Below are 19329 nucleotides of genomic sequence, written 5' to 3'. Positions count from 1 at the left end.
ACCAACATCTAATTAACACATTAATAACACAGCCATTTTCAAAACTGGCACTGCCTTTGCAAAAACACCGTTACACCTGCGACGTAATGAAGAGAGGTTCGTGATGAAAATTGGCGTATTTGTACCCATCGGCAACAACGGCTGGCTTATCTCGACCACTGCACCGCAATACAAGCCGACCTTTGAGCTCAATAAAGCCATCGTGCAGAAAGCGGAGCACTACCATTTCGACTTTGCGCTTTCGATGATCAAGCTGCGCGGCTTTGGCGGCAAAACCGAATTCTGGGACCACAACCTGGAGTCCTTTACCCTGATGGCCGGGCTGGCCGCGGTCACCTCGCGGATCCAAATCTACGCCACCGCCGCCACCCTCACCCTGCCCCCGGCAATCGTCGCGCGCATGGCCTCCACCATCGACTCGATCTCCGGCGGGCGCTTTGGCGTCAACCTGGTCACCGGCTGGCAAAAACCGGAGTACGAGCAGATGGGGCTCTGGCCGGGTGACGACTACTTCTCGCGTCGCTACGACTACCTGACCGAATACGTGCAGGTGCTGCGCGACCTGTGGGGGACCGGCAAAAGCGATTTCAAGGGCGATTTCTTCACCATGAACGACTGCCGCGTCAGCCCGCAGCCGTCGGTGCCGATGAAGGTGATTTGCGCCGGACAAAGCGACGCGGGGATGGAATTTTCCGCCAAATACGCCGACTTCAACTTTTGCTTCGGTAAAGGGGTGAATACGCCTGCCGCCTTCGCCCCGACCGCCGCGCGGATGAAAGAGGCCGCCGATAAAACCGGGCGCGACGTGGGCTCCTACGTGCTGTTTATGGTCATTGCCGACGAAACCGACGACGCCGCGCGCGCCAAATGGGAGCGCTATAAGGATGGTGCCGACGAGGAGGCCCTGAGCTGGCTGACCGAGCAGAGCCAGAAGGATACCCGCTCCGGGGCAGATACCAACGTTCGCCAGATGGCCGATCCGACCTCCGCCGTCAATATCAACATGGGCACCCTGGTCGGCTCGTACGCCAGCGTAGCCAGAATGCTAGACGAAGTGGCGGCCGTGCCCGGTGCGGAAGGCGTTCTGCTGACCTTCGACGATTTCCTCACCGGCGTGGAGACCTTCGGCGAGCGCATCCAGCCGCTGATGCAGTGCCGCGCCCACATCCCCGCCGTCACGAAGGAGGTGGCGTAATGACGACCCTTAACGCACGCCCGGAAGCTATTACCTTCGCGCCCCAGCAGAGCGCGCTGATCGTGGTGGACATGCAAAACGCCTACGCCAGCCAGGGCGGTTATCTGGATCTGGCGGGGTTCGACGTCTCCGCCACCCGACCGGTGATTGAGAACATTAAAACCGCCGTCGCCGCCGCGCGCGCCGCGGGCATGCTCATCATCTGGTTCCAGAACGGCTGGGATGACCAGTACGTCGAGGCCGGCGGCCCCGGCTCGCCCAACTTCCACAAGTCGAACGCCCTGAAAACCATGCGTAAACGGCCCGAACTGCAGGGCAAGCTGCTGGCGAAAGGCGGCTGGGACTATCAGCTGGTGGATGAACTGGTACCGCAGGCGGGCGATATTGTCCTGCCCAAACCGCGCTACAGCGGCTTTTTCAACACGCCGCTCGATAGCCTGCTGCGCAGCCGGGGCATTCGCCATCTGATATTCACCGGGATCGCCACCAACGTCTGCGTGGAGTCGACCCTGCGCGACGGCTTTTTCCTCGAGTATTTTGGCGTGGTGCTGGAAGACGCGACCCACCAGGCCGGGCCGGAATTCGCCCAGAAGGCGGCCCTGTTCAATATCGAAACCTTTTTTGGCTGGGTCAGTAACGTTGCAGATTTCTGCGACGCCCTGAATCCCCCGCTTGCCCGTATCGCCTGAGGAGACACCTGATGCCAAAATCCGTGATTATTCCGCCGGGCACCAGCACGCCGATTGCCCCTTTTGTCCCCGGCACACTCGCCGACGGCGTGGTGTATGTCTCCGGCACGCTGCCGTTTGATAAAGACAACAACGTGGTGTTTATCAACGACCCAAAGGCGCAAACCCGCCACGTGCTGGAGACGATCAAAACCGTGATCGAAACGGCGGGTGGCACGATGGAGGATGTGACCTTCAACAGCATCTTTATCACCGACTGGAAAAACTACGCCGCGATTAACGAGATTTACGCCGAGTTCTTCCCCGGCGATAAACCGGCGCGGTTCTGCATTCAGTGTGGGCTGGTGAAGCCAGAGGCGCTGGTTGAAATCGCCACCGTTGCGCACATCGCGAAGTGAGGCAGGTATGAAACTTTCCGTCTCGCCGCCCCCGTATGAAGGCGCGCCCGTGGTGGTCTTTATTTCCGGTCTCGGCGGCAGCGGCAGCTACTGGCTGCCCCAGTTGGCCGCGCTGGAGCCGGAGTATCAGGTGGTGTGCTATGACCAGCTCGGAACGGGCAATAACCCCGCCACCCTGCCGGAAGACTACAGCCTTGCGCAGATGGCGGACGAGCTGGCCCGGGCGCTGGCGGATGCCGGGATTGAACGCTACAGCGTCGTGGGTCACGCGCTGGGGGCGCTGGTCGGCCTGCAGCTGGCCCTCGACAGACCCGACGCTCTCGCCGCGCTGGTGTGCGTCAACGGCTGGTTAACCCTCAACGCCCACACCCGCCGCTGCTTTCAGATCCGCGAGCGGCTGCTGCATTACGGCGGCGCCCAGGCGTGGGTCGAGGCGCAGCCGCTGTTTCTTTACCCGGCGGACTGGATGGCCGCCCGCGCCCCCCGTCTTGAGGCCGAAGAAGCGCTGGCGCTGGCCCATTTCCAGGGCAAAACTAACCTGCTGCACAGGCTTAGCGCCCTGAAAAAGGCCGACTTCAGCCGCCATGCGGCGCGCATTCGCTGCCCGGTACAGATCATCTGCTCCGCCGACGACATGCTGGTGCCCGCGGTTTGCTCGTCTGAACTGCAGGCGGCGATCCCGCACAGCCACAGCGCGGTAATGCGCCAGGGCGGGCATGCCTGCAACGTCACCGAGCCGGATACCTTCAACACCCTGCTGCTGAACGGGCTTGCCAGCCTGCTGCACAGCCCGGAACCCGCTTTATAAGGAGCTTTAATGAGCGAAGCCATTACCCCCGGCGCGCTGGAAACGCTGTTCACCGGCGCCCGCACCCATAACGGCTGGCAGAATATGCCCGTCAGCGACGAAACGCTGCGCGAAATCTACAACCTGATGAAATGGGGGCCAACGTCCGCCAACTGCTCCCCGGCGCGCATTGTGTTTGTGCGAAGCGCGGAGGGAAAAGAGAAGCTGCGCCCGGCGCTCTCCAGCGGCAACCTTGAGAAAACGCTCACGGCTCCGGTCACGGCAATTGTCGCCTGGGACGGTGAATTCTACGAGCGCCTGCCCGAGCTGTTCCCGCACGGCGATGCAAAGAGCTGGTTTACCGCAAGCCCCGCGCTGGCGGAAGAGACCGCCTTTCGCAACAGCTCGCTGCAGGCTGCCTACCTGATCTTCGCCTGTCGCGCGCTGGGGCTGGACACCGGCCCGATGTCGGGCTTTGACCGTCAAAAGGTCGACGAGGCCTTTTTCACCGGCACGACGCTTAAAAGCAATCTGCTGATCAACATTGGCTACGGCGACCCGGGCAAACTTTACGGGCGCCTGCCGCGCCTGGACTTCGACGATGCCTGCGGGCTGGCGTAAGGAGCGATGATGACAACACCGGATAAACAAACCTTTCGCGACGCCATGGCCTGCGTTGGCGCGGCGGTCAACATCATCACCACCGACGGCCCGGCGGGGATGGCAGGCTTCACCGCCAGCGCGGTGTGCAGCGTAACGGATTCACCGCCCACCCTGCTGGTGTGCCTGAACCGCGGCGCGTCCGTCTGGCCAACGTTTAGCGAAAACCGCACCCTTTGCGTGAATACCCTGAGCGCCGGACAGGAGCCTTTATCTAACCTGTTTGGCGGGAAAACGCCGATGGCGGAACGCTTTGCCGCCGCCCGCTGGCAGACGGGCGACACGGGCTGTCCACGCCTGGAAGATGCGCTGGCCTCGTTTGACTGCCGCATCAGCCAGGTGGTGAGCGTCGGCACCCACGACATTCTGTTTTGCGACATTATTTCGATTATTCGCCACCCCGCGCCGCAAGGGCTGGTGTGGTTTGACCGCGGCTATCACGCGCTTATGCGACCCGCCTGTTAACCCGCCTTAAGGAGACAGACCATGTTCGGATTTCCCCACTGGCAGTTGAAATCGACCTCCACAGAAGCAGGCGTGGTCGCGCCGGATGAACGTCTCCCGCTCGGGCAGACGATGGTGATGGGCGTCCAGCACGCGGTCGCCATGTTTGGCGCCACGGTGCTGATGCCGATGCTGATGGGACTCGATCCCAACCTGTCTATTCTGATGTCGGGTATCGGTACCCTGCTGTTCTTTTTCGTCACCGGCGGGCGCGTGCCCAGCTATCTCGGCTCCAGCGCCGCCTTTGTGGGCGTCGTCATCGCCACCACCGGGTTTAACGGCCAGGGGATCAACCCTAACCTGAGCGTGGCCCTCGGCGGCATCATCGCCTGTGGTCTGGTCTACACCCTGATTGGTCTGGTGGTGATGAAAATCGGCACGCGCTGGATCGAGCGAATGATGCCTCCCGTCGTGACGGGCGCCGTGGTGATGGCGATAGGCCTCAACCTCGCGCCAATTGCGGTCAGGAGCGTCTCCGCCTCGCCGTTTGAAAGCTGGATGGCGGTGATCACGGTTCTGTGCATCGGCCTGGTGGCGGTGTTCACGCGCGGCATGATTCAGCGGCTGCTGATTCTGGTTGGGCTGATTGTCGCCTGTCTGGTCTACGCGCTGCTGGCCAACGTTTTCGGCCTGGGCAAGCCGGTTGACTTTACGCTGCTCCACCAGGCCGCCTGGTTCGGCCTGCCGAAGGTGACCTCGCCCACCTTTAACACCCAGGCGATGATGCTTATCGCACCGGTGGCGGTGATCCTGGTGGCGGAGAACTTAGGCCACCTGAAGGCGGTTGCGGGGATGACCGGGCGCAGCATGGATCCGTACATGGGCCGCGCGTTCGTCGGTGACGGTCTGGCGACCATGCTCTCCGGTTCCGTAGGCGGCAGCGGCGTCACCACCTATGCTGAAAACATCGGCGTGATGGCGGTGACCAAGGTCTACTCGACGCTGGTCTTCGTGGCGGCGGCGGTGATGGCGATGCTGCTCGGTTTCTCACCGAAGTTCGGCGCGCTGATCCACACCATTCCGTCCCCGGTCATCGGCGGGGCATCGATTGTGGTGTTTGGGCTGATCGCCGTAGCCGGCGCGCGTATCTGGGTGCAGCATCGGGTCGATCTCAGCCAGAACGGCAACCTGATTATGGTGGCGGTCACGCTGGTGCTGGGCGCGGGCGATTTTGCCCTGACGCTGGGCGGCTTTACGATTGGCGGGATTGGTACGGCGACCTTCGGCGCGATCCTGCTTAACGCCCTGCTGAGCCGCCGGATGGCCGCCGCGCCGCAGGGCGCCGTCGTGCATCAGGATTCGTGAAATCACCATGTCGGGTGACGGCCAGGCCTTACCCGACATGTACATTCCTTCAGAACAACAGGTAGTAAAGCAATCACTCTTGCTCAAACAGCCGTTCGATAGATTTTGTAGGGAAGAACAAAGAATGGCTGTTTTCACCTGTCAGCGGGATAAAGCCCTGCTTCAGATAAAATCGTTTTGCCCGCTCGTTAAGGGCATCAACAAATATTCCGTGTACCCCCACAGCCTGTGAAGCCAGGTAGACAACGCGCATAGCATGCGCGACGAGCGTTGTTCCCCACTCGTTTCCCTGTAGTGTTTTATCTACAGCCAGACGTCCCAGCGTCACGCTGGGTACGTTGATATAAGGGATCCGGCGCTGCTGAGTCTTAGAAGGAAGCATCGCTCTTTCAAAACAGCTTCCCGATAACGTGTAATAACCCAGGACACGCGGACGATCGCGCTCTTTAAGCAGGTAGGCTCGTAAAATACGCCCATTGTGCTGACGCACCAGATGTTCAGCAAGGAAGGCATTTAGCGAGGGTTCGCCACAATCAAAATCCTCGAAGTCATAATCGGTTCCCTCTGATAACATTTCGATCGTGAGATTCTCCACGGCGCTTCACTCCATGTTTCGAAGCCGTTTTGCTGCTCGTTTCAGGCGTTCATTTGGCTCAGGCGGATTGTCGATGGCATCCATCACCGCAGTCCATGATGCTTCGTTTAATACGAGACGACGGTGCTGCTCAATGACCTCTGCAGCACGCTCTGACGCACTGTTCACCATAAACTGGGTGATCGTTTGGTTCGTCATCGCCGCCGCTTCTTCAATCATTGTTTTGTCTTCGTCCGTTAAGCGAAGATCGATACGCTGTTTTTTAAGTGCTGGCATGGTTTACATCACCGTGTACGGTATTTATCCGTACATATCGTAAATAAGCCTGTCCATTTTTTCAATCTAAACCTTCTTTTGCAGTCAAATCCCTGACCTCACCCCGACGCTTTCTGACCTTTAACTCGCTTACCAGCACCCCGGCGACAATAAATGCCGCGCCCACCAGCGCCAGAAGCGGCAAGCGCTCACCAGCAATGCGTCCGAAAATCCCCGCCCAGACCGGTTCACCGGTATAAATCACCGTCGCGCGGGTTGGCGATACGCTGCGCTGCGCCCAGTTCATGGTGACCTGAATAATGGCGCTGAAGATACCCAGCCCCAGTGCGACCACCACCAGGCCGGAGGACATCGGCGGCACGGATTCCCCTGCCGGAACCATCGTCGCAAACGCCACCAGCGACGCCGTGGCGAGCTGCACCACCGTCACCCGTTTGACGTCGACCTTGCCCGCCCAGGCGCTAATCAGAATAATTTCCGCCGCAATGGCAATCGCCCCAATCAGGGTGATGATTTCGCCCGGCCCCAGCGCAAGCAGGTTGTTTTCCGGCCCGGCCAGTAAGATTAGGCCGATAAACGCCAGCACGATGCCAATACAGGACATCAGTCCCGGCAGCCGCCCCAGGCACAGCCACTGCAGTAGCGGCACCAGCGGCACATACATGGCGGTGATAAACGCGGATTTACTGCTGGAGATGGTCTGCAATCCCCACGTCTGCAGGCTGTAGCCCATCGCTATCGCCACCCCAATCGCCACGCCGGCCTTAAGTTCTTTCAGCGTCAGTCCCCGCAGCGTTTTAAGCGAAATTAGCCCCACGGCAAGCGCCGCCGTCGCAAAGCGCAGGCCAACAAAAAAGAACGGATCGCTGAGGGTCACCGCGTACTGAACGGCCAGAAACGTCCCGCCCCAGAACATGGTGATGAGAATGAGAATGGCTTCCTGCGGTTTAACGGAGAATTTGAAGCGTGAGACAGACATGCGGCACTCGCGGTTAAGATGAATTCTCTAGTGTGCGTTGCCTTTGGTTACAGTTCAATGTTGCAGAAATAAAAAAACCGCCGGGAGATCCCGGCGGCAGGGGTTCAACCCGGCGTGTTACTTACTGCTGCCGTGGCTGTTTTTACCCCCTTTCTTGCCAGCTTCAGATGCGCGTTGCGGGTCATTCTTGAAGTTGCCCCCGCTATGCTGGCCACCTTTACGGCCTGCTTCTGATGCTCTTTCACGGTCTTCTGCGAAATTACCTGAACCACCACGATGGTTTGCCATCTCTAACCTCCAGAATGTGAAACATTAGACATCATATTGCATTCAGTAAAAGAGGATTCTTTCACCTCGCGACACAAGGACAGTGCCTTTATCTGTGCCGCGTGAAACTAAGCTTAGTGGAATGCCGCTATCCGGCAAGCCGCAGGTAATATTCTGCAACATGAACTCAGCCTTTCGGGTGAGATGACGCGGCGGCGATTCATAAGCCTTTCTTATCATTTCAAAAATCCGCCGCCAAAAAGTTGTTTCATTTTGCTACAAAGCCTTTTTGTAACCATATTGTTATAAATCAAAGAAATGGCGTTCATTTTTGCAGTCTGGCCGTGATGACATATCTTTAAATGAGCGCAGCGATCCGCTGTCAGAAAAAACAAACGAGGAGTGATGCAAAATGGCAAAAGTTCTGGTGCTCTATTATTCCATGTATGGACACATTGAAACCATGGCTCACGCGGTAGCAGAAGGTGCGAACAGGGTTGATGGCGTTGAGGTTGTGGTGAAACGCGTACCGGAAACCATGCAGGCGGAAGCCTTCCTGAAAGCCGGGGGGAAAACGCAAAACGCCCCGGTCGCCACCCCGCAGGAGCTGGCGGACTATGATGCCATTATCTTCGGCACACCGACCCGCTTCGGCAATATGTCAGGCCAGATGCGCACCTTCCTCGATCAAACCGGCGGACTTTGGGCATCCGGCGCGCTCTACGGGAAACTCGCCAGCGTATTCAGCTCAACCGGCACCGGCGGCGGTCAGGAGCAGACGATTACCTCAACCTGGACTACCCTTGCTCATCACGGGATGGTGATTGTGCCGATTGGCTACGGCGCCCAGGAGCTGTTTGACATTTCCCAGGTGCGTGGCGGTACGCCGTACGGCGCAACCACCATTGCCGGTGGGGATGGCTCACGTCAGCCAAGCAATGAAGAACTGTCTATCGCCCGCTATCAGGGTGAATACGTCGCGGGTCTGGCCAAAAAACTGAACGGCTAACACCCAACAGGAGGACAAGCATGCCAACTCAAGAATCCAAAGCTCACCACGTGGGCGAATGGGCAAGTTTACGCAACACCTCTCCGGAGATTGCCGAAGCTATCTTTGAAGTCGCGAAGTACGATGAAAAGCTGGCCGAGCAGATTTGGGAGGAAGGTAACGATGAGGTGCTGGTGCGCGCCTTCGAAAAAACGGATAAAGACTCGCTCTTCTGGGGCGAGCAAACCATCGAACGTAAAAACGTCTAAGCGTTTCCCCCCGCCGCAGCGGGGGGTTCTCCTTTACTTCGCCGCGTTATTCATCACCGCATTGAATTTATCGACAGGACAGAAGCCGTTCGCATCCACCGGACAGCCTTTCAGCTCCAGGGTCACGCGCTGCGCGGGGGACTTCAGCGACAGCACGCTGGCGTTACGCAGCTGCTCTGAGCTCTGGTAGACATACTCAATTTTCATCAGCTCCTGATTGGCGTTTTTGTCATGCCAGCGCTGGAAGACAATCTTGCCGCCGATCGGGGTACGTTCCTGCTGATCGTGCAGCTGATACGGTTTGAAATCCAGGGCGGTGAGCAGGGAAGCAATGTTCGAATCATGCCCCACCAGCAGGGTGATCTTAGGCGCTTTCGCCTGCTCGGTGACCAGGGTTTTATCAATATACTTCACCAGCGGCTTCGCCACGTTTTGCGCCACCTCGGTGGAGGTAAACAGCGAGTCCTGATAGCCGTTCTTCAGCTTTGACAGCACGCGCCACTGCTGGTCGGTTTTGATTTCGCCCCATGCCACCTGGTCGGCCGGGAAGCCTTCGTAATACTGCAGCGTGAACGCATCCACCAGCGAGTTGCCCACCTTCAGCGGCCCGGATACGCCAGGCTCTTTTTCATAGTCGGCGCTAAAGGTATCTTTCGCGTCCGCCAGCGAGCAGACCTTTTTCTCTTTGCAGGACGGAGAATCGGCGTAGTTCGTCATTTGCTCCAGCAGCTTATAGCTTTCGGTAAGCTGCATTTTCTGCCGCTCGGACTCCATCGCCTTGAGCGCTTTTTCGCGGAATTCCGGCGAGTTATCGGTAATCACCGGATTAAAGGTCGGATCCATGGTGCCCATTTTTTCCTGATGGTGCACGGGAACGTCGCAGCCCGGGAACGCGCCAGTGATGAAGAACTGCGCTGTGGCGACGGTACGCTGCAGGCTGTTGGCGTAAGCATAAACGCTATCCGCCGCCGGGCATTCTCCCGTCTTCACCATCCCCTGCTGCGCCAGCCACTCGCGCATGTAATGGCCCATATAGACTTCCAGCACGCCGCCCTTGGTGGTGAGCTGACCGCCCGGCACCTCCCACTCCGGCCACTGCTTCGGCGTGGACTGCTCCAGCACGCTGCCGTTATTGGCGAGCGGCGCGCGCAGGTTGTGACGACTCATGATTAAAACTTGCTCCAGCTGATACCCTTCCGGCGTCTCTTGCGCCTGCACGCCAAACGTTGCTGAAATGGAACCGGCGACTGCCAGCGCGAGTAGTGCTTTTCTCATCCCTAATTCCTCAATCGTTTTAAAATGTCGCCTTCAGTGTGACAGATTGGTGACAATTTTCCGGGAAGCATTTCTCAAACTGATGATTAACGTGCTTACTGTGTGCACCAATAAGTTTTATAATAAAACCACACCCCACCGGAGAATTGACCGTGAAACGTACCCGCCTCGAAGAAAGCACCTGCCCCGTCGCCCGTTCGCTGGATATAATCGGCGACTGGTGGTCGCTGCTGATCGTGCGCGACGCGCTGCGCGGGATTAAACGCTTCGGCGAGTTCCAGAAAAGCCTTGGTATCGCCAAAAACATGCTGACCACGCGGCTAAAACTGCTGGTCGACGAAGGCATCCTCCGGCTTCAGCCCGCGTCCGACGGCAGCGCCTGGCAGGAATACGTCCTGACCGAGAAAGGTCGTGCCCTGCAAACGGTGCTGGTTGCCCTCTCCCAGTGGGGCAATGAATTTTTGTTTGCGGATAACGAATGCGGCACCGTGCTGGTCGATACCGAACAGCGCAAACCCCTGCGTAAACTGGCGCTTATCGCCGACGATGGCCGCGAACTGACGCCTGAAGAGATCGTGGCGAAACTCCCCTCCTGATAGTTCCCGACGGCAAAAGCACAAAATGCTCGCAAATATGGTTGCATTATAAAACCAAATAGCAGAGAGTTTATTTAGTTTCATCTTGAAACCAAATAACCCACTTTGCCCTGAGGTAACACACGATGACTACGCAAATCACCACCGCCCTGATTACGGGCGCCTCTTCCGGAATTGGTGCCGTTTATGCCGATCGCCTTGCCGCGCGCGGCGCTAACCTGGTACTGGTCGCCCGTCGCGAAGATCGCCTGAAAACCCTTGCCGCCGACCTTCGCGCGCGCTACGGCGTGGCCGTCGATATTCTGGTGGCCGATCTTACCGATGAACAGGGGATCCGCGCCGTGGAAGAGGAGCTGCGCAGCAACACAGCCATTGATACGCTCATTAACAACGCGGGCACCGCCCAGATGGCGCCGTTCCTCGCAGGCGATGTGGCGCAGCATCAGGCCATTAACACCCTGAACACCACGGCGCTGATGCGTCTGACCTACGCCATCCTGCCGCGCCTGGCGCAGAACAATCGCGGCACGCTGATCAATATCGCCTCGGTGTTAGCGCTGCACGTCCGTGCCGGTAGCGCGCTCTACAGCGCCACCAAGGCGTGGGTTCTGAGCTTTACCCGTGGGTTACAGGAAGAATTTGCCGACAGCAGCGTGCGCATTCAGGCTGTGCTGCCCGCCGCCACGGCGACGGAAATCTGGAGCCATTCGGGCGTCACGGTGAACGATTTGCCGGAAGGATCGGTGATGACCACCGACGATATGGTGGATGCATCGCTGGCGGGTCTGGATCAGGGTGAACCGATCACCATCCCGCCGATGCATGACGCTGGCCTGTGGGATCGCTACGAAGCGGCGCGTCTTGAGCTGTTCAACAGCGCACGCACCGGCATTCCGGCACCGCGCTACGCAAAACAGTAGCCTAACGCTCAAGCTGGTCGCCGTACTCGCTCATCCAGGCGGCCAGCGGGGAGAGTGCGTCCTGCAGGGTTAACCCCAGCGCGGTGATTTGATACTCCACACGCGGGGGGATCTCCGGGTAGACCGTCCGCGTCACCAGCCCGCGCTGCTCAAACAGGCGCAGCTGCTTTGTCAGCTCTTTCTGCGTGATGGGGGCAGCGGCCCGCAGCAGATCGCCAAAGCGTACGGGCGTGTTAAAAACAATCAGGCGGTAGAGAATGGGGATCGCCCATTTGCCGGAAATCAGGTTAACAAACTGCGTCATCGGGCAGGTATACGCCTCAGATTTTTTTTCGCAGCACACCTCCAGCATTTCTGCCATAGCACACCTCTTGCCTCTTTAGTATCCATTTGGTACCTGGTTTCCTTTCGATACTAACGTTTCTATAGTGCTTTCTCCAGTGACATTTCAGGAGAAGAACATGGGTCGTTTAACAGATAAATATACGCTGATTACCGGCGGCACCAGCGGCATCGGTCTTGCCACCGCGCAGGCGTTTATCGCCGAAGGCGCGCGCGTCGCCGTGACCGGACGCAACCCGGACACCCTCGCCGAAGCAGAACGTATTCTTGGCGATAAGGCCTGGGTGATCCCGACCGATGCGGGAGATATCGCCTCACAAAAAGCGCTGGCGGAAACCCTCGCCGCCCGCTGGCCACGCCTGGACGCGGTGTTTCTCAACGCCGGCGACGTAACGCACGCGCCGCTGGAAGCCTGGCAGGAGGATGCGTGGGACCGCCTGATGGGCATCAACCTGAAGGGGCCGTTCTTTTTAATTCAGGCGCTGCTGCCGCTGCTGAATAACCCGTCGTCGGTGATCCTCTGCGGCTCGGTGAGCGCGCGTATCGGCCTGCCCACCAGCAGCGTGTATGCCGCGAGCAAGGCTGCCCTGCTGTCGCTGGCGCGCACGCTGTCGGCGGAGCTGCTGCCGCGCGGGATCCGCGTCAACGGCCTGAGCCCCGGTCCGGTGGAAACTCCGGCGTTTACGAAGACGGGCTTAAGCGATGAGGCGCTTAACGCGATGATGGCGGAGATCATCGAGCTGGTGCCGCTCGGCAGAATGGGCTCGACGACGGAGCTGGCAAAAGCCGCGCTCTATCTGGCGTCCGACGAGTCGAGCTACACGGTGGGAACGGAGCTGCTGGTGGACGGCGGAATGGGGAGTTTGTAACTCAAAAGGCGCTGATGCCGGTGATGATGCCGACATACAGCGCCGCCCATGCGCAGGCGGAAAGCAGGCTGACGGCGTAGACCTTGACTGCATTCAGCCTGAGCATGCCCGCCGCCAGCGGCACGATGTAGCGCAACACCGCCAGAAAACGCGACGTAAACAGCACGATGACACCGTTCTTTTGCAACTGATGCTGTACCCGCAAGAACTTATCGGCATGCTTTGAGGTGAAACGCGTGACCAGCCGGGTGTGCCCCATCAGCTGGCCGATATGGTAATTCAGCACCGAACCCGCCGTTGCCCCCAAAACTATGGCCAGCCACGCCAGTGCAGGATGCATGCTCGTCTGGCTAACGGTAATGCCCGCCAGCAGCATCACCGAGGCGGGCGGCAGCACGGAGGAGATCAGCACCGTCGATTTACTCAGCGCCATCACAAATAACAGCGCGAAAAGATGTGCCGGATACAGCGCAAAATGATTCAGCAGATTATCAAACCACGCCATTACCCTCTCCTTCGTTGATTATTTAATCCTCCATTAGAAATGAATTAACCTAAATAAACCCTCAACATTTTATTAATAAAAATCGTCTAAACCGTTCTTAAACATTATTTAATTTTCTGAGCGGTAAATTTAAATAAGCGTATTATTCCTCTCGTTTTACAACGATCTCGTTATGGCGAGGCTCCTGTACAAATACACGTTATCGCTCTGGTAGGTTCGAGAGAACCGACACAGGGTAAAACAGGCACTGTCGAATCAAGGCTTTGTCAGTATAACTTCCCTCGCGGGATACGGTGTACAGTGCTGAACCCAGGACGTGGGGATCTCCTCTTCGACATGCCCTGTCTTGCTCGCCCCTGAGAGATGTTATTATTCAAAGGGAATTCACTATGTCTTACGCTATTCACAACCAGAATCTGGCATTCAATGACAGCGCCATTGCGCAATATATGAATACCGATTTTATTGTCCTCGATATTTCATTATGCGTGGCGCTGGCGCGCGAGCAATTCTTCGAAAAATTAAAAGACGACGATATTCCGTCTCATATTTTTATTGAAGACAATGGCCGCCTGGCGGGCATGATTGCCGTGCGTAAATTGCTGCAAACCGCCGATACGGTACAGCCGGTGAAATCGCTGATGATTTCGCAGTTTTTGCAGGTCAAACCGGAGGATGAACGTGCCGACGTTGCCGGACTGCTGGCGCACGGCGGCGCGGATGTGGTGCCCGTGGTCACCCACGGCAAGCTCGTCGGCTGCCTGACCGAGCGCGAAATCGCCCATCTGCTGGAAGATGACGTCACCGAAGACGCCCAGCTTCAGGGGGCGACGCTGCCGCTGGAGAAGCCCTATCTGGACACCAGCCCGTATAGCCTGTGGAAGAAACGTTCCGTCTGGCTGCTGCTGCTGTTTGTCGCGGAGGCCTACACCAGCTCGGTGATTCAGCATTTTGAAGAGGCGCTGGAGTCCGCCATCGCGCTGGCGTTCTTTATTCCGCTGCTGATCGGCACGGGCGGCAACAGCGGGACGCAGATCACCTCCACCCTGGTGCGCGCCATGGCGCTGGGGGAAGTCCGCCTGCGCGACGTTGGCCGCGTGCTGCGTAAAGAGATGACCACCTCGCTGATGATTGCCGCCACGCTCGGTGTCGCCGGGTGCATTCGCGCCTGGATGATGGGGATTGGGCTGGAAATTACGCTTATCGTCAGCCTGACGCTGGTGTGCATTACGCTCTGGAGTGCGATTGTGTCGTCCGTGATCCCGATGGTGCTCAAGCGCTGCGGCATTGACCCGGCGGTCGTCTCCGCGCCGTTTATCGCGACGCTTATTGACGGCACCGGGCTGATTATCTACTTCAAGATCGCGCAATATACGCTGGGGCTGGAGTAACGCGGTCCGCCAGCTGGATCACCGCTCGCGAAAACACCTCAATCGCCAGGGCGACATCTTCAGCCATCACCGATTCCGCCGGATGGTGGCTGACGCCCCCTTTGCAGCGCACAAACAGCATGCCGACCGGCCAGCGTTCCGCGATGGCAATCGCATCGTGGCCCGCACCGCTGGGCAGCGATAGCGAGCGCCCCTGTACCGATGTGACGGCCTCCCCCAGCACCTTTTGCAGGTGGATATCGCACGGCGTGGCGGCAATGCGGTAAAACTCCTCGGCGCTGAAGTCCAGACCGCGGCGCGATGCGATCGCCTGGGCATGTTCCAGCAGGTCGTTAAGCAACCGATCAAGCGGCGCATCCTGCGGACCGCGAATATCCAGCGAGAGCTGAACCTCGCCGGGGATTACGTTCACCGCCCCCGGCAGACAGCGCAGCTCGCCAACCGTCGCTACCAGGTTGCCGCCCTGCTGTCGGGTAGCGTTTTCAATGATAACCATCCACTCGGCGGCGGCGGCCAGCGCGTCCCTGCGGTGGAGCATCGGTACGGTTCCCGCGTGCCCGGCCTCGCCGGTAAAGCGGCAGTTCAGACGGCGCGCGCCGTTAATGGCTTCCACCACGCCAAGGGCGAGCGCCTCCTGCTCAAGGCATGGCCCCTGCTCAATATGCAGCTCCAGATAGGCGCTGAAATCCTCCTGACGGCGCGCGGCATGCAGCACGCGGGCAGGATCGAGCCCCACCAGGGTCATAGCCTGCGCCACGCTGATTCCGCTGGCGTCGGCTTTCTCCAGCCAGCCCTGCGGCCAGGTGCCGGTAATGCCCCGGCTGCCTAACAGCGTAATGCCGAAGCGGGTCCCCTCTTCGTCGCAAAAGCCGACAATCTCGATGGCCTGCGCCAGATGCACACCCTGCTGGTGCAGGCTGTCCACCACCTCAATGGCGGTGAGCACCCCAAGCATGCCGTCGTAGCGTCCGGCATTGCGCACGGTATCGAGATGCGAGCCGAGCAGCACCGCCTGCGCCCCTTCCTGCGCGCCCTCATAGCGTCCACAGATGTTGCCCACGCTGTCCTGCCAGACGGTCATTCCCGCCTGGCTCATCCACTGCCCCACCAGCTGGTTGGCCTGCAGATGCTGGGTGGAGAGATAGACCCGCGTCAGCGCATCCGGGGTTTCGCTGATGGCGGCCAGCGCGTCGGCGCGGGCCATCACCCGTTCTGCCGCCGGGCTCATTGCGGCGTCTCGCGGTGATAGTGGTCCCACGCGGCCTGCATGGCGGCCCCCTGCGTGGTGGAGAATTTCAGGTAGTTCAGCACCGACTCCAGCGCGCTCAGGGTGGTCATCACGCAGTCTTTGCGCGCGTTGTAGCCCATGGTGCCGATGCGCCACACTTTGCCGTGCAGCGGGCCAAACGAGGTGCCGATTTCAATCCCGAAATCCTCCAGCATCAGCTTACGCACCTGGTCGCCGTTGACGCCCTGCGGGATAACCACGCCCAGCACGTTGTTCATCTTGTGCTTCAGGTCGCCAAAGGTCTCCAGCCCCATCGCCTGAATGCCCTTCAGCAGCGCATCGCCGTGCAGCTTATGGCGCGCGATGCCGTTATCCAGCCCTTCCTGCAGGATCAGCCGCGCGCACTCGCGGGCACCAAACAGCGCGGTGGTGGCTTCGGTGTGGTGGTTCAGCCGCTCCGGCCCCCAGTAGTCCATCACCATGCCGAGATCGAAGTAGTTGGAGTAGATCATCTCCTCGTCGCCGTCGCGGTGGGCGTCGGTGCGGATGCCTTCCTCAACGCATTTGCGACGGCGGATCGCCTCTTCCATGCGCGCGCTCAGGGTGATCGGCGAGGTGCCCGACGGGCCGCCGAGGCACTTCTGCATCCCGGCCGAGACGGCGTCCAGCCCCCAGGCGTCGGTCTCCAGCGCGTTGCCGCCGAGCGACGCGGTGGCGTCGGTGTAAAACAGCACGTCGTAGCGGCGGCAGATCGCGCCCAGCTCGGCGAGCGGCTGCAGCATGGTGGTGGAGGTGTCGCCCTGCACGGTCAGCAGCAGGCGCGGACGAATACGCTTAATCGCATCCTCTACCTGGTCCGGGGTAAACACCTCGCCCCACGGCACCTCGATGGTATGCACCTCCGCGCGGCAGCGGCGGGCAATTTCGCACAGCAGATGACCAAAGCGGCCAAAGACCGGCACCAGCACCTTATCTCCCGGGCGGATGGCAGAGACCAGAATGGCTTCAATTCCCGCGCGGGAGGTGCCGTCCACCAGCATCGTCCAGCGGTTCTCGGTGCGGAACACCCCGCGATAGAGCGCCATCACCTCGTTCATGTAGTGGGTCATGGCCGGATCGTACTGGCCGATCAGCTGGCTCGACATGGCGCGCAGCACGCGCGGGTCGGCGTTGATCGGGCCCGGCCCCATCAGCAGGCGCTGGGGCGGGTTGATTTGCGGAAAGCGTGCGATATCCATTTGTCAGTCCTTATCAGTTGAGGCCGCGCACGGAGGAGATGAACTGCTTCAGTTCCGTGGTCTGCGGATTGGCGAACAGCGTTTTGCTGTCGCCCTGCTCCCAGACTTTCCCCTGGTGCATAAACACCACGCGGTCGCCCACTTCGCGGGCAAAATTCATTTCATGGGTAACCAGTATGAGCGTCATCCCCTCGGCCGCCAGCTGCTCCAGCACCTTGAGCACTTCGCCCACCAGCTCCGGGTCGAGCGCGGAGGTGATCTCGTCGCAGAGTAAAACTTTAGGCGACATCGCCAGCGCGCGGGCAATCGCCACGCGCTGCTGCTGGCCGCCGGAGAGGCTCGACGGGTAGTAATCCAGACGATCGCCTAAGCCCACTTTCTCCAGCATGCGCTGCGCCAGCTCGCGGCATTCGGCGGCGCTTTTCTTCAGCACCCGACGCGGGGCGAGCATCACGTTTTCCAGCGCCGTCATGTGTGGGAACAGGTTGAAGCTCTGAAACACCATCCCGACCGAGCGGCTGATTTCGCGCGCCTGAGAATCCCGGTCGGTAATGGTCATGCCGCCCAGCTTGATGCTGCCGTCCTGATAGCCTTCCAGGCCGTTGATGCAGCGCAGCAGCGTGCTTTTGCCCGATCCGCTGCGCCCGATAATGGAGATCACCTGGCCCATGTCGATATCCAGATCGACGCCCTTGAGCACGTGGTTATCGCCGTAGTACTTCTGCACCTGATTAATGGTGATGAGAGGCATTGAATTTCGTCTCCAGATAGCGGCTGTAGCGCGACAGCGGATAACACAGAATAAAGTAGCCGAGCGCCACCAGCGCAAAGACCTTAAACGGCTGATACGTCACGTTGGTCAGCATGGTCCCGGCCTTGGTCAGCTCAATAAAGCCGATGATCGACGCCAGCGCGGTGCCTTTGATCACCTGAACGGCAAAACCGACCGTCGGGGCGATGCCGATGCGCAGCGCCTGCGGGGCAACGACGCGAAACAGGGTCTGGCCGAAGGTCAGCCCCAGACAGCGCGACGCTTCCCACTGCCCTTTCGGCAGGGCGCGAATGCTGCCGTTCCAGATATCGAGCAGAAACGCGCTGGTGTAGAAGGTGAGCGCCAGCGAGGCGGCGGTCCAAGGCGAAACGTCGATGCCGAACAGCGCCACGCCGAAGAAGGCCAGGAACAGCTGCATCAGCAGCGGCGTGCCCTGAAACAGCTCAATATAGCCGCGGATGATGCGCCTGACCGTGCGCCCGCCCGTGAGGCGCAGCAGCAGGAGCGGCAGCGTCACCGCCGCCCCGCCGACAAACGCCACCAGCGACAGCAGCACCGTCCAGCGTCCGGCCAGCAGCAGGTTGCGAATAATGTCCCAGTCGGTAAAGGTGGTCATCATGCCTGCACCCCCAGCCATTTGCGTCCCGCCGCCATCATCAGCTGGCGCAGGGTAATCGACAGCGCTAAGTAAATCCCGGTTGTCACCAGATAAACCTCAAAGCTCAAAAACGTTCTGGACTGGATCAGGTTGGCGGCGAAGGTCAGCTCTTCATACGAGACCTGCGACACCACCGACGAGCCGAGCATCACGATGATGCACTGGCTCACCAGCGCCGGATAAATGCGCTGCAGCGCGGGCGGCAGCACCACGCGGATAAAGGTCTGCAGGCGGGTCAGCCCCAGCACGCGTCCGGCTTCCCACTGCCCTTTCGGCGTGACCTGTATGCCCGCGCGGATAATTTCGGTGCTGTAGGCGCCCAGGTTCACCACCATGGCCAGCAGCGCCGCTTCCCCCGCCGTCATCTTCAGCCCGAGATTCGGCAGGCCGAAGACGATGAAAAACAGCTGCACGACAAACGGCGTGTTGCGGATAATTTCCACGTAGCCGCCCCAGATCCGGCTGAACCAGGTTTTGCGTCCGCTGCGGATCGCCGCCCCGAAAATCCCTATCGCCAGCCCGCCGACGGTGGCCATCACCGTCAGCTGAACGGTGACCCATAGCCCCGCCAGCAGCTCCGGCCAGTGCGGCCAGAGCGCGGAGAAATGAAGTTGCTCAGTCAT

The 19329-nt window shown here is 59.6% G+C and carries 25 protein-coding genes and 1 riboswitch; of the genes, 13 read left to right on the top strand and 12 right to left on the bottom strand.

Going from position 1 to position 19329, the window contains the following annotated elements; genetic code table 11:
- The first annotated feature begins 103 nt into the window (after nucleotides 1-103).
- Genes rutA through rutG form a run of 7 tightly spaced genes read left to right on the top strand, consistent with a single transcriptional unit; the run spans nucleotide 104 to nucleotide 5538 of the window.
- Nucleotides 104-1195 (top strand): pyrimidine utilization protein A, encoded by a 1092-nt coding sequence (gene rutA / locus ADJ24_RS21445; RefSeq protein ID WP_023311086.1) that lies wholly within the window; start codon nucleotides 104-106, stop codon nucleotides 1193-1195.
- Nucleotides 1195-1884, top strand: coding sequence for a pyrimidine utilization protein B (rutB, locus tag ADJ24_RS21440; RefSeq protein WP_023311085.1), 690 nt, complete (start codon nucleotides 1195-1197; stop codon nucleotides 1882-1884). Before rutA ends, rutB begins: the two co-directional genes overlap by 1 nt.
- Nucleotides 1885-1895: 11 nt before the next feature.
- A complete protein-coding gene (gene rutC / locus ADJ24_RS21435) occupies nucleotides 1896-2282 on the top strand; it encodes a pyrimidine utilization protein C (RefSeq protein ID WP_010429508.1) in 387 nt (128 codons plus the stop codon).
- A 7-nt stretch (nucleotides 2283-2289) separates the two neighbouring features.
- On the top strand, nucleotides 2290-3090 hold the full coding sequence (rutD, locus tag ADJ24_RS21430) for a pyrimidine utilization protein D (protein WP_023311084.1): 801 nt from the start codon (nucleotides 2290-2292) through the stop codon (nucleotides 3088-3090).
- Between the two features lie 9 nt (nucleotides 3091-3099).
- Nucleotides 3100-3690: a malonic semialdehyde reductase gene (locus ADJ24_RS21425; RefSeq protein ID WP_023311083.1), complete on the top strand. Its 591-nt coding sequence runs from the start codon at nucleotides 3100-3102 to the stop codon at nucleotides 3688-3690.
- A gap of 9 nt (nucleotides 3691-3699) precedes the next feature.
- Nucleotides 3700-4194, top strand: coding sequence for an NADH-dependent FMN reductase RutF (rutF, locus tag ADJ24_RS21420; protein ID WP_023311082.1), 495 nt, complete (start codon nucleotides 3700-3702; stop codon nucleotides 4192-4194).
- Between the two features lie 21 nt (nucleotides 4195-4215).
- Nucleotides 4216-5538 carry a pyrimidine utilization transport protein G gene (rutG, locus tag ADJ24_RS21415; protein ID WP_023311081.1) on the top strand — a complete coding sequence of 441 codons (1323 nt, stop codon included), beginning with the start codon at nucleotides 4216-4218 and terminating at the stop codon, nucleotides 5536-5538.
- A 73-nt stretch (nucleotides 5539-5611) separates the two neighbouring features.
- Here the strand turns inward: rutG and ADJ24_RS21410 are convergent, their stop codons facing one another.
- From ADJ24_RS21410 to ADJ24_RS21395, 4 genes are all read right to left on the bottom strand, one after another.
- A complete protein-coding gene (locus tag ADJ24_RS21410; protein WP_173654903.1) occupies nucleotides 5612-6112 on the bottom strand; it encodes a GNAT family N-acetyltransferase in 501 nt (166 codons plus the stop codon).
- A gap of 27 nt (nucleotides 6113-6139) precedes the next feature.
- On the bottom strand, nucleotides 6140-6409 hold the full coding sequence (locus tag ADJ24_RS21405; RefSeq protein WP_023311079.1) for a DUF1778 domain-containing protein: 270 nt from the start codon (nucleotides 6407-6409) through the stop codon (nucleotides 6140-6142).
- Nucleotides 6410-6470: 61 nt separating this feature from the next.
- Nucleotides 6471-7388: a DMT family transporter gene (locus tag ADJ24_RS21400; RefSeq protein ID WP_023311078.1), complete on the bottom strand. Its 918-nt coding sequence runs from the start codon at nucleotides 7386-7388 to the stop codon at nucleotides 6471-6473.
- Nucleotides 7389-7505: 117 nt separating this feature from the next.
- A complete protein-coding gene (locus ADJ24_RS21395; protein WP_023311077.1) occupies nucleotides 7506-7676 on the bottom strand; it encodes a general stress protein in 171 nt (56 codons plus the stop codon).
- A gap of 391 nt (nucleotides 7677-8067) precedes the next feature.
- Here ADJ24_RS21395 and wrbA point away from each other — a divergent pair, with 391 nt between their 5' ends.
- Nucleotides 8068-8664 carry an NAD(P)H:quinone oxidoreductase gene (gene wrbA / locus ADJ24_RS21390; RefSeq protein ID WP_023311076.1) on the top strand — a complete coding sequence of 199 codons (597 nt, stop codon included), beginning with the start codon at nucleotides 8068-8070 and terminating at the stop codon, nucleotides 8662-8664.
- 20 nt (nucleotides 8665-8684) lie between these two features.
- Nucleotides 8685-8912 (top strand): YccJ family protein, encoded by a 228-nt coding sequence (locus ADJ24_RS21385; protein ID WP_008499832.1) that lies wholly within the window; start codon nucleotides 8685-8687, stop codon nucleotides 8910-8912.
- A gap of 33 nt (nucleotides 8913-8945) precedes the next feature.
- Here the strand turns inward: ADJ24_RS21385 and agp are convergent, their stop codons facing one another.
- Nucleotides 8946-10187 (bottom strand): bifunctional glucose-1-phosphatase/inositol phosphatase, encoded by a 1242-nt coding sequence (gene agp, locus ADJ24_RS21380; protein WP_023311075.1) that lies wholly within the window; start codon nucleotides 10185-10187, stop codon nucleotides 8946-8948.
- Nucleotides 10188-10339: 152 nt separating this feature from the next.
- Here agp and ADJ24_RS21375 point away from each other — a divergent pair, with 152 nt between their 5' ends.
- Together ADJ24_RS21375 and ADJ24_RS21370 are read left to right on the top strand one after the other, a co-directional pair.
- Nucleotides 10340-10783: a winged helix-turn-helix transcriptional regulator gene (locus tag ADJ24_RS21375; protein ID WP_023311074.1), complete on the top strand. Its 444-nt coding sequence runs from the start codon at nucleotides 10340-10342 to the stop codon at nucleotides 10781-10783.
- 125 nt (nucleotides 10784-10908) lie between these two features.
- Nucleotides 10909-11703: an SDR family NAD(P)-dependent oxidoreductase gene (locus ADJ24_RS21370; protein WP_023311073.1), complete on the top strand. Its 795-nt coding sequence runs from the start codon at nucleotides 10909-10911 to the stop codon at nucleotides 11701-11703.
- A gap of 1 nt (nucleotide 11704) precedes the next feature.
- Here the strand turns inward: ADJ24_RS21370 and ADJ24_RS21365 are convergent, their stop codons facing one another.
- Nucleotides 11705-12064, bottom strand: coding sequence for a winged helix-turn-helix transcriptional regulator (locus ADJ24_RS21365; RefSeq protein WP_023311072.1), 360 nt, complete (start codon nucleotides 12062-12064; stop codon nucleotides 11705-11707).
- Between the two features lie 100 nt (nucleotides 12065-12164).
- Here ADJ24_RS21365 and ADJ24_RS21360 point away from each other — a divergent pair, with 100 nt between their 5' ends.
- A complete protein-coding gene (locus tag ADJ24_RS21360; protein WP_023311071.1) occupies nucleotides 12165-12914 on the top strand; it encodes an SDR family oxidoreductase in 750 nt (249 codons plus the stop codon).
- A 1-nt stretch (nucleotide 12915) separates the two neighbouring features.
- On the opposite strand, the gene ADJ24_RS21355 is transcribed toward ADJ24_RS21360, so the two are convergent.
- A complete protein-coding gene (locus ADJ24_RS21355; RefSeq protein ID WP_023311070.1) occupies nucleotides 12916-13419 on the bottom strand; it encodes a DedA family protein in 504 nt (167 codons plus the stop codon).
- A 159-nt stretch (nucleotides 13420-13578) separates the two neighbouring features.
- Nucleotides 13579-13748: riboswitch (M-box (ykoK) riboswitch) on the top strand.
- A gap of 60 nt (nucleotides 13749-13808) precedes the next feature.
- Between ADJ24_RS21355 and ADJ24_RS21350 the strand changes: the two genes are divergently transcribed.
- Complete coding sequence (locus ADJ24_RS21350) at nucleotides 13809-14810, top strand: magnesium transporter (protein WP_023311069.1); 1002 nt, start codon at nucleotides 13809-13811, stop codon at nucleotides 14808-14810.
- On the opposite strand, the gene hpxK is transcribed toward ADJ24_RS21350, so the two are convergent.
- Genes hpxK through ADJ24_RS21325 form a run of 5 tightly spaced genes read right to left on the bottom strand, consistent with a single transcriptional unit; the run spans nucleotide 14776 to nucleotide 19329 of the window.
- Nucleotides 14776-16038: an allantoate amidohydrolase gene (gene hpxK / locus ADJ24_RS21345; RefSeq protein ID WP_023311068.1), complete on the bottom strand. Its 1263-nt coding sequence runs from the start codon at nucleotides 16036-16038 to the stop codon at nucleotides 14776-14778. The genes ADJ24_RS21350 and hpxK overlap by 35 nt on opposite strands.
- Nucleotides 16035-17276 carry a pyridoxal-phosphate-dependent aminotransferase family protein gene (locus ADJ24_RS21340; RefSeq protein ID WP_023311067.1) on the bottom strand — a complete coding sequence of 414 codons (1242 nt, stop codon included), beginning with the start codon at nucleotides 17274-17276 and terminating at the stop codon, nucleotides 16035-16037. Before ADJ24_RS21340 ends, hpxK begins: the two co-directional genes overlap by 4 nt.
- Nucleotides 17277-17289: 13 nt before the next feature.
- The gene (locus ADJ24_RS21335) at nucleotides 17290-18027 is read right to left on the bottom strand and encodes an amino acid ABC transporter ATP-binding protein (protein WP_008499843.1); all 738 of its coding nucleotides are present in this window, start codon (nucleotides 18025-18027) and stop codon (nucleotides 17290-17292) included.
- On the bottom strand, nucleotides 18008-18664 hold the full coding sequence (locus tag ADJ24_RS21330; protein WP_064791110.1) for an amino acid ABC transporter permease: 657 nt from the start codon (nucleotides 18662-18664) through the stop codon (nucleotides 18008-18010). The genes ADJ24_RS21335 and ADJ24_RS21330 overlap by 20 nt, the downstream gene beginning before the upstream one ends.
- Nucleotides 18664-19329: an amino acid ABC transporter permease gene (locus ADJ24_RS21325; RefSeq protein WP_023311065.1), complete on the bottom strand. Its 666-nt coding sequence runs from the start codon at nucleotides 19327-19329 to the stop codon at nucleotides 18664-18666. Before ADJ24_RS21325 ends, ADJ24_RS21330 begins: the two co-directional genes overlap by 1 nt.

It is taken from the genome of Enterobacter sp. 940_PEND (genome assembly GCF_001059415.1).
Classification (GTDB): domain Bacteria; phylum Pseudomonadota; class Gammaproteobacteria; order Enterobacterales; family Enterobacteriaceae; genus Enterobacter; species Enterobacter cloacae_M.
The sequence above is the reverse complement of the archived record's forward strand: the minus strand, read 5'-3'. Positions and strand labels throughout refer to the sequence as shown.